Origin of the sequence: Saccharothrix mutabilis subsp. mutabilis (assembly GCF_039521145.1) — a bacterium.
Classification (GTDB): domain Bacteria; phylum Actinomycetota; class Actinomycetes; order Mycobacteriales; family Pseudonocardiaceae; genus Actinosynnema; species Actinosynnema mutabilis.
The window spans coordinates 321,118-334,931 of record NZ_BAAABU010000003.1; the positions used below are offsets into that span (position 1 = coordinate 321,118).

14 protein-coding genes are annotated in these 13,814 nt (G+C 74.4%); 4 read left to right on the plus strand and 10 right to left on the minus strand.

Translation table 11 applies throughout. The features are described 5' to 3' along the window. Window positions 1–30: 30 nt before the first annotated feature. Window positions 31–3,951, plus strand: coding sequence for a CHAT domain-containing protein (locus tag ABD126_RS09145; protein ID WP_343933271.1), 3,921 nt, complete (start codon window positions 31–33; stop codon window positions 3,949–3,951). A 78-nt stretch (window positions 3,952–4,029) separates the two neighbouring features. Further along, window positions 4,030–4,941, plus strand: coding sequence for a DNA glycosylase AlkZ-like family protein (locus ABD126_RS09150; RefSeq protein ID WP_343933272.1), 912 nt, complete (start codon window positions 4,030–4,032; stop codon window positions 4,939–4,941). A gap of 52 nt (window positions 4,942–4,993) precedes the next feature. Here ABD126_RS09150 and ABD126_RS09155 read toward each other — a convergent pair whose 3' ends face one another. The 6 genes from ABD126_RS09155 to ABD126_RS09180 form a co-directional block, all read right to left on the minus strand. Beyond that, entirely contained in the window at window positions 4,994–5,248 is a 255-nt protein-coding gene (locus ABD126_RS09155) for a hypothetical protein (protein ID WP_343933273.1), read from the minus strand. Between the two features lie 872 nt (window positions 5,249–6,120). Next, window positions 6,121–6,732 carry a DUF3618 domain-containing protein gene (locus ABD126_RS09160; RefSeq protein ID WP_343933274.1) on the minus strand — a complete coding sequence of 204 codons (612 nt, stop codon included), beginning with the start codon at window positions 6,730–6,732 and terminating at the stop codon, window positions 6,121–6,123. Then, window positions 6,708–7,169 carry a phage holin family protein gene (locus ABD126_RS09165; RefSeq protein WP_343933275.1) on the minus strand — a complete coding sequence of 154 codons (462 nt, stop codon included), beginning with the start codon at window positions 7,167–7,169 and terminating at the stop codon, window positions 6,708–6,710. Before ABD126_RS09165 ends, ABD126_RS09160 begins: the two co-directional genes overlap by 25 nt. After that, window positions 7,156–8,022 carry a hypothetical protein gene (locus tag ABD126_RS09170; protein WP_343933276.1) on the minus strand — a complete coding sequence of 289 codons (867 nt, stop codon included), beginning with the start codon at window positions 8,020–8,022 and terminating at the stop codon, window positions 7,156–7,158. Before ABD126_RS09170 ends, ABD126_RS09165 begins: the two co-directional genes overlap by 14 nt. Window positions 8,023–8,164: 142 nt before the next feature. Further along, complete coding sequence (locus ABD126_RS38785; protein ID WP_425542770.1) at window positions 8,165–8,632, minus strand: hypothetical protein; 468 nt, start codon at window positions 8,630–8,632, stop codon at window positions 8,165–8,167. A gap of 33 nt (window positions 8,633–8,665) precedes the next feature. Next, the gene (locus ABD126_RS09180) at window positions 8,666–9,088 is read right to left on the minus strand and encodes an SAM-dependent methyltransferase (RefSeq protein WP_343933278.1); all 423 of its coding nucleotides are present in this window, start codon (window positions 9,086–9,088) and stop codon (window positions 8,666–8,668) included. A gap of 103 nt (window positions 9,089–9,191) precedes the next feature. Here ABD126_RS09180 and ABD126_RS09185 point away from each other — a divergent pair, with 103 nt between their 5' ends. Next, window positions 9,192–9,419, plus strand: coding sequence for a hypothetical protein (locus ABD126_RS09185; RefSeq protein WP_343933279.1), 228 nt, complete (start codon window positions 9,192–9,194; stop codon window positions 9,417–9,419). A 110-nt stretch (window positions 9,420–9,529) separates the two neighbouring features. Beyond that, a complete protein-coding gene (locus ABD126_RS09190) occupies window positions 9,530–10,309 on the plus strand; it encodes an MOSC domain-containing protein (RefSeq protein WP_343933280.1) in 780 nt (259 codons plus the stop codon). A gap of 16 nt (window positions 10,310–10,325) precedes the next feature. Here ABD126_RS09190 and ABD126_RS09195 read toward each other — a convergent pair whose 3' ends face one another. From ABD126_RS09195 to ABD126_RS09210, 4 genes are read right to left on the minus strand one after another with little or no spacing between them, the layout of a single operon-like run. After that, the gene (locus ABD126_RS09195; RefSeq protein WP_343933281.1) at window positions 10,326–11,444 is read right to left on the minus strand and encodes an alpha/beta hydrolase family protein; all 1,119 of its coding nucleotides are present in this window, start codon (window positions 11,442–11,444) and stop codon (window positions 10,326–10,328) included. A gap of 22 nt (window positions 11,445–11,466) precedes the next feature. Continuing rightward, on the minus strand, window positions 11,467–12,450 hold the full coding sequence (locus ABD126_RS09200) for an ABC-2 transporter permease (protein WP_343933282.1): 984 nt from the start codon (window positions 12,448–12,450) through the stop codon (window positions 11,467–11,469). Beyond that, entirely contained in the window at window positions 12,447–13,328 is an 882-nt protein-coding gene (locus ABD126_RS09205) for an ABC transporter ATP-binding protein (protein WP_343933283.1), read from the minus strand. Before ABD126_RS09205 ends, ABD126_RS09200 begins: the two co-directional genes overlap by 4 nt. Further along, window positions 13,325–13,717 carry a GntR family transcriptional regulator gene (locus ABD126_RS09210; protein ID WP_343933284.1) on the minus strand — a complete coding sequence of 131 codons (393 nt, stop codon included), beginning with the start codon at window positions 13,715–13,717 and terminating at the stop codon, window positions 13,325–13,327. Before ABD126_RS09210 ends, ABD126_RS09205 begins: the two co-directional genes overlap by 4 nt. Between the last annotated feature and the right edge of the window lie 97 nt (window positions 13,718–13,814).

The window sequence follows — 13,814 nt, forward strand, 5'->3', positions numbered from 1 at the left end:
TCAGGGATACACGGGAATCGGGGTGTGCGGGTGCGGGACGAGCTGATCCAGGACCTCTTCGGTCGGATCACGCGCGCCGACAACGGCGACGCCGACGCGGTGCTGGCCCCGGAGGCGGAGGCGGCGGGGGAGGAGCTGCTCAAGTTCGTGTCCCCGTCCGGGAAGTTCGACTTCGACGTGCTGCACGTGGTCGGCACCCTGCACCTGGCGCGGTCGATGTGGCAGGAGGAACCGGCGGCGACCGCCTCGCACGCCCTCGCCGAAACCCTGCTCGCGCCGGTCTTCCTGCTGCGCCCCGACCTCGCGCCGCCGATCTGGGAGGGCGACCCCGACGCCCCGGAGGGCCGGCGGCGGCGCGACCTCGGGTCCGCACTGGTGCGGGTCGGCGTGCTGCTCGCCGACCCGGCCGCGTTCGCCGTCGCCGTCGACGTCCTCGCCCCGACGGCCGGCGACCCGGCCGACCCGTTCGCCGCCGGGTGCGGCGTGGTGCTCGCCGCCGCCGCACGCCTGGCCTCCTGGCACACCGGCGACGCCAACGCCTTGACCGCCGCGCAGGCCGTCGCCCAGCGCGTCCTCGCCGCCGAGCCCTCCGACGCCACCGCGGCGGCCCGTGCCGAGCTGGTCCGCGCGCTGCTGCTGGAGCACTCCCGCACCGGCGACCAGGCCGTGCTGGACCGCGCGGTCGAGCACGCCCGGCTCGCGCCGCCCGACGACCCCGAAGCCCTGGGCGTCGCGGCGGTGGCGCTCGCCCTGTCCGCCGAGCGCGCCGGGGACCGCGCGCTGGCGCGGGAAGCCGTCGCGTCGGCGCGCGCCGCCGTGGCGCTGCGCCACGAGCCGGACCAGCTCGTCGCGCTGGCGACCACCCTGCACACCACCGCCGAGCTGACCGGCGACCCCGCCGCGCTCACCGAGATCACCGACCTGCTGCGCCCGTTCCTCGGCTCCGGCTCGCAGGAACTGCTGTACCTGCACGGCAGCGCCCTGTTCCGGGTGGCCTCGACCGAGCCCGCCGCCCTGGACGAGACGGTGGCCGTCCTGGGCGCGGCCGTCGCGCGCATCCCACCGACGCACCCCGACCACCCGGTCCGCACGGGCATGTACGCCGAGGCGCTGTGGCGGCGTTGGAGGCACACCGGTGACCGGGGCAGCCGCGACGCCGCCCTCGCCGTGCTGGACGGGGGCGACGACCCGCGCCTGCGCGGGACCCGCGTGGACTACCTGGTGGAACTCGCCGCGGCCGGGCACGACGTCGCGGACGTGGACGCCGCCCTCGCCGCCGGCCCCGGCTGGGAGCACCGGGCGACCCTCCTCGGGCACCGCTACGACCTGGTCGGCGACCGCGCCGCCCTCCTGGAGGCGATCGCCCTGAACCGGGCCCACCTCGCCGCCCCGGAGGACCCCGAGGACGAGGCCCGCGTCGCGCACAACGCCGCCGTGCTGCTGCGCAAGCTGCACGACCTCGACCGCACGCCCGAGGTGCTCGCCGACGCGCTCGCCCTGGCCCGCCGCGGCGCGACCGCCCACCCCGAGCCGACGGGCGCGCAGGCCGAACGGCTCGCGCTGCTGGCCCTGCTCACCGCCGATTCTGGGCAGGTCGAGGACGGCGTCCGGCTCGCCACCGAAGCCGTCGCCGCCTGCCCGCCGGACCACCCGCGCCGGTCGGCGGTGCTGGCCCGCGCCGCCGAGGTCCACTTCCGCCACCACGACGCGACCGGCGCGCGCACGTCCCTCGACACCGCGATCGCACTGGGCCGCGCCGTCCTCGCCGAGGGCGACCAGGCCCAAGCGCTGAACCTGCTCACGCTGGCGTTGCGGCGGCGCGCCGACCTGTCACCCGACCTGCACACCCTGGACGAGGCGGTCGACTTCGGGCTGCGCGCGATCGAGGAGCAGCCCTTCTCACGGCTGCGGGCGACCACGGCGCTCAACCTCGCGGGCTCGCTGGCCGAGCGCTACCGCCGCGGGCACGACGTCGACGACCTGCACCGCGCGCTCCAGGTGCTCCGCGACCACCTCGGGGCGGTGCCCCCGACCGACGACCTGCAAGCCCGGCTGACCGACCAGGTGGGCTTGGTGATGAACCTGCTCTACCAGCGCACGGGCGAGCAGGACCTGTTGCGCGAACGGGTCCGGATCGCCGAGCGCGGCGCCGAGCGGTTCGGCCCGCACGACCCGATCCGCCCCCAGGTGCTCAACAACCTGTCGTCGTCGTTGCTGGAACGCTACTTCCTCGACGGGGACCGGGCCGACGCCGAGAAGGCGGTCGCCGCCGCCCGCGAAGCCGTCGCCCTGACGCCCGCCGGCCTGGCCATCCGCGGTTCCCGGCTGCTCAACCTCGCGATCGCCCTGGGCGTCCTGGGCGAGGCGACCGGCGGCCTGGGACCGGTGCGGGAAGCCGTCCGCGTCGCCGAGGCGAGCGCGGGCGTGCTCAACGCGCCGCCCGCGACCCGCATCCGCGCCCACCGGGTGTGGGGCAGGTGGGCCGTGGTCCTCGGGCAGTGGCAGACCGCGCTGGCCGCGTTCGCCGGCGGCGTGGACCTGGTCGCCCAGGTCGCGCCCCGCCACGTGCGGCGCGCCGACCGCGAGTTCCGCCTGGCCGACCTGCGCGGCGTGCACACCGACGCGGCCGCCGCCGCGCTCGCGACCGGTGACCCGGTCCGCGCCGTCGAGCTGCTCGAACAGGCCCGCGGTGTGCTCCTGGTGGACGAGCTGGACGCCCGCGCGGGTTCGCTCGCGCTGCGCGACCGCGCGCCGCACCTCGCGGCCGAGTGGGACGCGGTGCTGGAGGAGCTGGCCGACGAGTCCCAGTCCACCGACGAGCGGGAGGCGTTGTCGCGGCGGTGGCGGGACGTGCTGGACCGGATCCGCGCGGTCCCCGGCCTGGAGGCCTTCCTGCGCCCGCCCAGCGCGCTGGACCTGCGCGTCGCCGACGGCACGGTGGTGCTGGTCAACGTCAGCCAGTGGCGCTGCGACGCCCTGCTGATCACGCGGCGCGGCGTGAGCTCGAAGCGGCTGCGGCGCGTCACCCTCGAAGAGGTCGAGCAACGGGCCGGCGCGTACCTCGCGGCGCTCGACGCGCTCGACGGCGGCGACCTGGTGGCCCGCTTCGACGCGCAGGCCGTGGTCCGCGAAACCCTGGTGTGGCTGTGGGACGCGATCGCCGGACCGGTCCTGAAGGCGCTCGGCCACACCCGCGCGCCGCGCGCCGCGTGGCCCCGCGTGTGGTGGTGCCCGACCGGCGCGCTCACCCACCTCCCGCTGCACGCCGCCGGCCGCCACGACGTCCCCGGCGAGTCCGTGCTGGACCGCGTGGTCTCGTCCTACACGCCTACCGCCCGGACCCTCGGCCACACCCGCTCCCGCCCGCCGGCCACGCGCCGCGACCTGCTCGCCGTCGCCATGCCCACCACCCCCGGCCACGCCGACCTGCCCGCCACCGACGCCGAGGCCACCGACCTCGCCGCGCTGCTGGCCGCCGCCGAACCGCTGCGCGGCCCCGCCGCGACCCGGGCCGCCGTGCTGGCCGCGCTGCCGCACGCGACCTGGGCCCACTTCGCCTGCCACGCGCACAGCGACCCGCTCGTCCCGTCCGCCGGCCACCTGCTGCTCGCCGACGGCCCGCTGACCGTCGCCGACATCGGCCGGCTGCGCCTGGCCGACGCCGAGCTGGCCTACCTGTCGGCGTGCTCGACCGCCCGCACCGGCCGCTCCGCGCCGGACGAGGTGATCACGCTCGCGTCGGCGTTCCAGCTCGCCGGGTTCCGCCACGTCGTGGGCGCGCTGTGGCCGATCCAGGACGCCGTGGCGGCCCGCGCCGCCGCCGCCTTCCACCGCCGCGTCCACGCCGGCGCGCACCCGGCCGTCGCCCTGCACGAAGTGCTGCGCGCACTGCGCGCCGAGTTCCCGCTGGCCGCGTCGCAGTGGGCCGGCTACGTCCACGTCGGCTCGTGACCGCCGCGATGTCAACCCTTGCTGAAAGTGTTTGCAAGGTCTTTCATCGTGGTGCCGATCGTGTGACGGAGGACCGGGATGGTGGCCCACACGGGCGTGACGGCTGTGCGGAGGATGCGGGCGCAACGCCTGATCACACCCGCGCGCGACCTCGCGAGCCTGCTGGACGACGTGCTGGCGGTGCCGGCGCCCGACCTGACCGGCGCCGGGATGGCGGTCCGCGCCCGCACCACCGGCATCACGCCGGGCGACCTGCGCGCGGCGCTGGCCGGTGGCGAGGTCGTGCGCACGTGGGCGATGCGCGGCGCCGTGCACCTGCTGCGCCGGCATGACGTGCGGTGGGTCGTGGCGCTGCTCGGACCGGTGAACGCCGCCCGGTCCCCGGGCGAGGCCGGGGCAGCGGTGTCGGCCGCGGTGCGCGAGGTCCTGACCGAGCCGCTGACCCGCGCCGGACTGCTCGACCGGTTGGCGGAGGTCGGCGTCCCGTTGGACGAGCGGGAAGCGGCGCAGGCGCTGACCCGCGCGGCGCACGACGGCGCGCTGTGCCTGGGCGAGTCCACCTACCACCCGGTGCCGCGGGACGGGCCCGAGCACGACGTGACCGAACTGGCCCGCCGCTTCCTGCGCGCCCACGGCCCGGCGACGGCCGAGGACTTCGCCACGTGGAGCGGACTGCCCGACGACCAGGCGCGCGCGGCGTTCCCGAAGACGCAGCCGGACGACCCGCCGCCGGCCGAGGAGGGCGTGGTGCGCCTGCTGGGGCACTCCGACGGCTTCCTGGCGGGCTACCGCGACCCGGGCCCGCTGCTGGACCCGGCCGACGAACCGCTGCTGCGCGCCGACGGCCGCACGCTGCCGCACGTCGTGGTCGACGGCCGGGTCCGCGGCACGTGGCGCAGGCGGGCCGGCCGGGTCGTGGTGGAGCAGTTCGGCCACATCCCCGCCTCCGAGCTGGACGCCGAGGTCGCGTCGGTCGTCGGCTGGGTCTGATGGAACCCCGGCGGGCGGGCGGCGCGGAGCCACGCCCGGGCGCCGGGGCGGCTCACCTCGGGAACGGCCCGTCCGCGCCGACCCTGCCCGGCGCGGGGTTGTCGGGCAGGTCGAGCACGTACGCCCGCAGGTTGCCCTTGCCGGTCACCGACGCGGTCAGCGAGCCGCCGGTGACGACCTTCGTGTCACCGGTGACCACGTCGCGGTAGGTGCCGTTGGGGATGCCCGAGACCGTCGCCGAGCCGGAGATCGCGACCAGCGCGAAGCTGTCCACCGAACCGCCGGTGTAGCGGCGCTTGAACGCCATGCCGCCGCTGACGCCCTCGGTGGAGTACTGGCCCTTCTGCAGCGCCGGCGCCGGATCTGGTTGAGCCGCTGCACGTGCTTGACCAGCGGCTTCTCCAGCGTCGCGGCCACCGCGCCGGACGCCGAGGACACCACGCCGTAGTCCGCCGCGGTGACCGACCCGGCGAGGTGGTCGCCGAAGTAGGCGCGACCGGTCGTGGCCAGCGGGCACGTCGGGCCGCAGTCGATCGGCTTGCCCGCCTGGAACTCGACCTCCGAGCCGTAGTGCAGCGTCGGCACGCCCCGGAACGTCCACATGGGACTCATGTTCTCCGCCCACGCGTCCGTGCCGCCCGCGTAGCGCACGCTGGACTTGTTCGGCCCGAAGTCGTGGGAGTCCACATAGGTCACGTTGTACGTGGCGTCGTTGGAGTCCTTGGCGTTCCAGAACGCGTTGGTGGCGTCCCCGAAGTTCATGTGCATGCGCATGTCGATGATGTTCATGCCGGAGAACTTCGAGTGGTTTGGCCTGCGGCCAGCCGGCCGGCAGGCGGTAGAACACGGCGGTCCCCGCAGCCGCCGTCCGCTCCACCGGCTCGGCGTCGGGAACCGCCACCAGCGATGTCGCCGCCCGGAAGCCAGGAGCGCGGCGACCCACCGCCGCCTCGAACTCACCCTGATGTCCACCTCCCATCGCACCTCTGCGCAAGAGTTTGCGAGCAGGGCACCCCTGCAACCTTTTGCAGGCGACGGCGCGGGTCAGGTCCGCTGATCGATGATCGACCAGGACCACGAGCACCGCCCGGGATCGGCGGCCGGGCAGCGTCGGGTGGCATGACGGCCGGTCGTCGCCCGGAGATTCCCGGGCGACGACCGGCCGTCGGCGAAGCGGGCTCAGGAGCCGCTTCGGGTCTCGCGGGCGTGGTCGGCCACGCCCTGCGCCTCCTGCTTGGCGTGCTGCGCGGTCGTGGAGGCGGCCTGGGAGGCGGTTTCCTTGATCTCCCCGGCGGCGCCGGTCGCGATGTCGCGCGCCTCGTCCTTGAGCGCCTGCATGGACTCGACGGCGCTCTCCTTGACCGGTTGGGCGAGACCGCCGGCGGTCTCGCCGAGTTGTCGGACGGCCTGTTCCTCGGCGCGGGTGCGGGGGATGAGGGTGGCCGCGAGCAGGCCGGCGCCGAAGGCGATGACGCCCGCCGCCACCGGGTTGCCCTGCGTCTGCCGCATCGCCTGGCGCGGAGCGTCCTGCACGGCCTCGGCGGCCTGCTGCGCCCGGTCGGCCACGGCGTGCGCGGCGTCCCGGGCCTGGTGCTGCGCGGTGGACGTGGTGTCGGAGGCGGTGCCCATGACGGTCTCCCTCATGCGGGTCAGGCGGTGGCGGACGCCGCGCACGCGCCGCTGCGCCACGCGCTTGGGGCTGGTGTGGTCGACCAGCCGGTTGGCGTCGGCCACCAGCTCGGCGCGCGTCCGCTCGATGTCGTTCTTCAGCTGGTCGGGTGTCGGAGCCATGCCGCGTCCTCCTTGAGCGTCTCGATGGTGCGTTCCGGCTTGGGCGAGACCGTCCGGAGCCGCGTGCGGCCGGAGGAGTACAGGACCGCGCCCGCGATGCCCCACAGCACGGCGACGACGAGCGCCGCCCAGCCCAGGCCGATGAGGTAGGCCAGGCCGAACACGGCGGCGAGGCTGAGCAGCACGGCGGTCATGTACCCGGCGAACCCGGCGGCGGCGAGCATCCCGGTCGCCTTGCCCGCCTTCGTCGCCTCCTGCCGGATCTCCGCCTTGGCCAGTTCGAGCTCTTGGCGCAGGAGGCGCGACAGGTCCTGCGTCAGGTCGCCGACGAGCTGCCCGATCGTGGCGTTGTCGTCCTCGGTGGACGCGCGGGGTATCGGCGTCTGCCCGATCGGCGCGCCGGTCTGGCTGGTCATGCGGCCCTCAGCGGTCGACATGCGGCCCACCCCCGGTCCGGTCGACGCCCGACTGACCCGGGTAGCCCATCCCGGACGGTCCCGGACGCCCGCTCACGGGGTCGTCCACACCGGATTGCCCGGGGTAGCCCATGCCGGCCGGCCCGGCGTGACCCGGCTGGCCGGAGTACCCGGGCTGGCCGGTGTATCCCTGCTGGCCGGAGTACCCGGCGTGACCTGTCTGCCCGGGGTGTCCCGCGCCGGACTGGCCGCCGGGGTAGCCCGTGCCGGCCTCACCCGTGCCACCGGCCTCGAAACCCCGCCCGGCGCCGACCGGGGTGGGCGTCGGGCGCATCGGCTGGTCTCCGCTGCGCGGCGCGGGCGCCGTCACCTCCGGCGTCGAGGACTGGCGGCCGGCGCCGTCGGACCCGCCGGACGCGGTCTTGGCGACCCGCCCGACCAGGAACCCGGCCACCGCCGCGCCGAGCAGGAACGTGCCCGGCTTGCGGCGGGCGTAGTCCTGCACCGAGTCGAGCAGGCCGTGCGCGCCGCGGTTGTCCAGGAAGTCGGCGGCCTGGCGGCTGGTGTCGGCGACCTGGCGGATCAGCGGGGCCGTCATGGAGTCCGACGACTGGTTCTCGGCCATGCCGCCCAGCTCGTCGGCGATGCGCGTGAGCTGCTGCGCGACCCGTCGAGCCTGGTTCTCGGCCTGGTCGGCGACCCGCGTGCGCATGTCCTGCACGGCGCTCTTGACCTGGTCGGCGGTCTCCCCGACGACCATCTTGGCCTGCTCCCGGCCGGTGGTGACCAGGTCGCCGGCGGCCTGCTGCGCGTGCCGGGCCACCTCCTGCTGCTCAGCGGTCCCGGGGACCGCACCCTTGCTGTTCTCGGTCACTTGTGGCTCCTCAGCAGTGCGGTTGTCGTGTGCGAGAGCTACCCGAGCACCGGTGGTCCCAATCGACTTCTCCGCAGGAAAACCATTGGCACACATGGTGTTTCGCCGGTCGTTCGGTGGGTATGGACGGTGTGGGCGGCGCTCAACCACATTCCGCGTCGACGAGCACGCGGACGACGGGTTCCGGGTGCCGCGGGCCGAGGTGCGGGGCGTCGAGGGTGTGGACGTCGAACCGGTTGTGCGGGGTCGCCTCGTCCGCCTCGGCGATCATCCGGTCTTGGAGGGCGAGGGGGATGGCGCGGTCGCGGGTGCAGCGCAGGTACGTGCGGGGGACGCGGCCCCAGGTCGCGGGGTCGCCGCGCGCGTCGTCGGTGGCCACGGCCCAGGACTCGTCGTCGGCCAGGCGGACCCCGGCCGGCGCCAGCCCGGCCACCAGCGGGGCGAAGGACCCGGCGTTGCCGTTGGCCCCGTGCACCAGCACGAACGTCGGCGCACCGCGCCCCGTCGCTCGCGGCTTGCCCGCTGCCGCCGTGCTCGCGCCGAGCGCCGCCGTGCCCAGGAGCCGCCGAAGGGACAGGCTCGGCCGGCACACCCGCGACTCGGCCCTCACCACCCTCCGCAGCCGAACCGCCACGCTGCGCCCCTAGTCGATCTCGCGCAGCGGGTCACCGCCGTCGATCAGGAGCCGACCGCCGGGCACGAGTGCCGCGCGGACGCGTTCCCGGGCGAGGACCCCGGCTTCCGGGTGCCGGCCGTCGAGCGCGCCGACCCGGACGGCGAAGGCCAGGTCGAACGGCGGCTCGCCGGGCTCCAGCGCGAAGTCCTCGGCGGCGACGTGCCGGACGCCGAGCAGCCCGGCGGCTATCTCGGCGGCGGCGTTGCGTTCGACCAGGGCGACGCCCTTGGCCGAGCGGTCGATGACGAGGATGTGGCCACCCGGCGCGATGCGCTCGCACACCGCCTTCGCCGCGGCTCCCGGCGCACCGCCGATCTCCAACACCCGCATCCCCGGCCGCAGGGGCAGGGCGTCGACGATGGCGGCGAGCCGCGGCGAAAGCGTGGTCATGTCCGGTTCAACCCTTCGCGAGCGAGCGAGCGAGTGGGGAGGTGTCCGGTCAACGGTACGGGTAGTGGGTCGACTCGACCGCCGCGATGATCCGCTTGTCCTCGTGCTCGGTCACGGTCAGCAGATCGACTTCCTCGGCGCGCACGGCGTGGTCTACAACGACGGGCGGCTGTGGGCACTCGGGTACGAATCGCTGCGGCAGTACGACATCCGCGAGAACTCCCTGAAGGAGGCCTCGCCCAGGATCACGAAGTTCTGGGCCGGCGGCGCGAGAGTGCCCGCGCCACTTCCAGACGCCGACGGTGTCGATGTTCGACGCCAACGGGCGTGAGCTGCCGTCGAAGACCAGGAAGGGCAGCTGCTTCTACAAGGCGCGGCCGGTCGTCTGGGAGTGCTGCTGAGTGGTGGCCGTTGCCGTGCGGCGTCGAGTACTTTGGCCGCATGGCAACGGTTTCCGCGCTGACGGTGTACCCGGTCAAGGGATGTGCCGGGGTTGAGGTGGAGCGGGTCGAGGTCGGCTCGACCGGGTTGGCGCACGACCGGTTGTTCGCCGTGGTCGGGGCGGACGGGGGTGGTCTCTGGCAGGGCGAGACGCCGCGGTTGGCCGTGGTGGGGTGCCGCGTGCTGGACGAGGGCGCGAAGCTGACCTTGAGCGCCCCCGGCGCCGGCGAGGCGGTCCTGGAAGTGGTCGCGGACGGGCCGACGGTGCCGGCGCAGGTGGACAAGTGGCCCGGGGTCGGGATCGACCAGGGCGACCGGGCGGCGGAGTGGCTGTCGGACGTGCTCGAACGGCCCGTTCGACTGGTGCGGGAACCGGCGGGGTCCCGGGACGGGAGCGACCCGACCGCGTTGCACGTGCTGTCGGTGTCCTCCTTGGAGGGGTTGAACGCGCGGATCGCGGCGCGCGGGGGCAATCCCGTGCCGATGGAACGGTTCCGGCCCAACGTCGTGATCAGCGGCTGGCCCGAGCCGCACACCGAGGACCGGGTGGGGCGGATGGCGGTCGGCGGCGTCGAGGTCGGGTTCGGCGAGCTGGCGATCCGGTGCGCGGTGACCCTGGTCGACCAGCCCACCGGGATGCGCGCCGGCCCGGAACCGTTGCGCACCCTGGCCACCTACCGGCGCGAACCGGACGGCGTGAGCTTCGGCCTGAAGGCGGCGGTGCTGTCACCGGGCGAGATCGCGGTGGGCGACACCGTCACGGTCACCGAGTGGCGGTGACGGTGTCGCCTGACGATCAGCCGCAGAAGGTGATCTCCGGGTAGCGCGGTGAAGGGGCGTCCAGGATCGGGCGGTGGCGGTTTCGCAGGTGCGTGTCGAGGAAAGCCGTCACGTACGCGCGGGTGATGGACTGGGTGCGTGCGCCCGTGACGGTCGCGCCGATGTCCACGCCCAGGTGGTCGGCGAACAGGCCCACGTCGGTGAACGACGCGTGCTTCGCGCCGGTGACCGACAGCCAGCGCTTCCAGCCGGACAGCTTGGGGAAGTCCTCCTCCCACGGGTGACTCGTGCACGGCGGGATCGGCAGGTCCGGCGGATAGGCGCCCAGGAACAAGAACGGGCGCGTGAAAGTCGTGTCCCGCAACGGCGTGTAGATGCGGCCGTCGATGTCGAAGCCCGCCTTGATGCGCGGGTCGGCGAGCATGGCGGTCAGGGTGCTGCCGCCGCCCGCCGAGTGGCCGCCCATGGCGATCCGGGTCGGGTCCACGAAACCCGGGCGCTTGAGCAGTTCGTCGATCACGAAGGAAGCGTCGGCGGCCCGGCCCTCGGCCAGCTTCACCCAGAACCCCGGCTCGTGGTCGATCTCGCACGAGACGCAACCGGCGAAGCGGCCGTCCGGGAAGCTGGTGCCGTAGTTCTCGTAGGTGTGACCCACCACGGCCACCGCGTAACCGTGGCCGGCCAGGTCCTCGGCCAGGGCGGTGAGGGTCGCCCTGGGCTTGGTGTAGCCGGGGGACAGGACCACCAGGGGACGGCCGTGCGGCCGGGGCAGCGGGCGGGCGTCAACCGTCGAGTGGGTGCCGGTCGCGGCCAGGAAGTCCGCGGGCAGTTCGGTCAGGCCGCCTTCGGCGAGCATCGCCTCGGACTCCGCCGACGTCATGTACCGCGTCCGCGCGCCGGTGCCCGGCAGCGCCGGGTAGAACAGGTTCACCATCAACTCGCGACGTTCCGTCGGCACCCACGGGTCGGCGCGCGAGGGGTCCTTGAGGTGCAAGGTCTTGCTGCCCACGGGCAGCGCGCCGGTCGGCGCGGGTAACACCATGGGGCCGGCGGGAGGGCCCGGGTCGGCTTGGGCGAAGGCGGGCAGCGCGGTCACGGCCAGGACGACCGCGGCGGCGACGATGGTGGCGCGCAAGGGTTTCCTCTCGTTCGAACCGTCAGGACAGGTGGCGCAGCCGGCGGAAGCAGAACCAGCCCAACAGCGCCGACAACACGACGAACAAGCCCAGCTCCACCCACTGGAGCGGCCAGAACCTGCTGCCCGGCAGGTACACCAGGTGCTGCCGGTAGCCCAGCTCGGTCAACCGGGACATGCACTGGCCGATCACGCCGCGCTCCGGGAAGGCGTCGCTCGAACCCGGCTTGGGCAGGCACTTGTGGACCGGCTCGGGCAACGGGTGCACCGGCGTGCCACCCGCGTCCACCGTCTCGTTGGTCAACACCCACGCGCCGCTGGGCGCGGCCACGGTCAGCGACTCCAGCACACCGGACTCGTTGCCCGTGATCTGCCGGATGTTCGACGCCGTGATCGCGACCGACTCCTCCGTCGCGGGCAGCAGGTGCGGGCGCACCAGGAACGGCACCGCCACCTGCACCGCCGCGAACAGCACCAGCGTCAACGCCATCGCGGCCACGGTCCGGCGCACCACGATCCCGACCGCCACCCCGAGCACGAGCGCGAACAGCGCGTACCCGACCGGCGCGACCCCGCGCGCGGCGAACACCTCGGGCATGATCCGCGCGAACTGGTCGTTCTCCTTCTCGGCGTGCGCGTCGATCGGCGCCGCCCACCAGGTGACCGCGAAGCCGAGCAACCCGGCCGACACCACCGCCACGGGCACGCCGACGCCGAACTTGGTCGCCAGCCACCGCGTCCGGGTGACGCTCTGGTTCCACACCAGGCTGTGCGTGCCGGCCTCCAACTCCCGGGTCACCATCGGCGCGCCCCAGAACACGCCGATCACCACCGGCAGCGCGTAGACCGCGATCAGCGTGCCGGTGAACAGCACGTCCACGTCGGTGTAGTCCGTGCGGCCGACCAGTTTCGGCCCGGTGATCGCCAGGACCACCCCGACGGCCGCCAACCCCGCCCACACCGACAGCGCCGGCACCCGCAACTGCCGCCACGCCAACCACGTCATCGCAGGACCTCCAGCGCGGGCCGGACCTCGGCCGGGTTGCTCAGGTACTCCAGGACCAGGTCTTCCAGGCTCAACCCGCCCACCGCCCACGCCGGGTCGAGGATCGGGCCCTCGGTGCGCACGACGACCGTGGTCTGGCGGTCGGTGTGCTCGGCGGACACCACGTGCTGGTCGGACGGCATGGTCGCCACGTCGCGGCGGGGACCGGTCAGGCGGTGGTGGGTGGCGAGCAGGTCCTCGACGTCACCGACCAGCCGGACCCGGGCCTCGACCAGGACCACCAGGTGGTCGCACACCCGTTCCAGGTCGGCGACCAGGTGGGAGGACATCACCACCGACAGCCCGTGCTCGGCGACGGACTCCATCAGGTCCTTGAGGAACTCCCTGCGCGCCAGCGGGTCCAGCGCGGCGACCGGCTCGTCCAGCAGGAGCAGTTCGGGGCGCTTGGCGATGCCGAGGGTGAGCGCCAACTGGGCGCGTTGGCCACCGGACAGCTTGCCCGCGGCCTTCCCGGGGTCCAGCCCGATGCGCTCGACCCGCCGCCGCGCCAGCCCCGCGTCCCACGACGGGTTGAGGTGCGCGCCCAGCCGCAGGTGCTCCTCGACGGTCAGGTTGGCGTAGACCGGCGTGTTCTGGGCGACGTAGCCGACCTTGGCCAGCTGCGCGGGCCCGCTGCCCGGCACGCCCCCGCACACCTCGATCGCGCCGGTGGTGGGTTCGAGCATCCCCGACGCCAGGTTGAGCAGCGTCGACTTGCCCGCGCCGTTGGGGCCGACCAGGCCGGTCACGTGCCCGGCGGGGATCTCCAGCGAGCAGCGGGTCAACGCCCACGTGCGCTTGTACTTCTTGCCCAGGCCCTGGGCCCGCAAGGCGGTCACGCTATGTCCTCTCCGGCTTCGGTGCGAAACGTGGCGGCGAACAGCGCCTCGATGCTCTCGTCGTCCAGCCCGGCGCGGCGCGCCTTGGCCAGCCAGCGGCGCAGGTCCTGGCGCAGCGGGGCGAGCGTCGCGAGCGGCACGCCGGCCGCGGACGCGGTCACGAACGTCCCGATGCCCGGCCGGGCGGCGACCAGCCCGGCGTGCTCCAGCTCCCGGTAGGCCTTGAGCACGGTGTTCGGGTTGATCGCGAGGTCCGCGACGACGTCCTTGACCTTGGGCAGCTGGTCGCCCTCCCGGACCAGCCCGAGCCGCAGCGCGTGCCGCACCTGCTGGACCAGCTGCTGGTAGGGCGACAGGCCGGACCTGGCGTCCAGGTGGAACCGGATCACGGTAACCTCCATTTATCTAGCTTCCTAGCACTATAGGGAAATGACGCGCGCCCCGCCACCGGTCGGTGGCACGAGGTCGCCGGCCGCCGCGACTGAA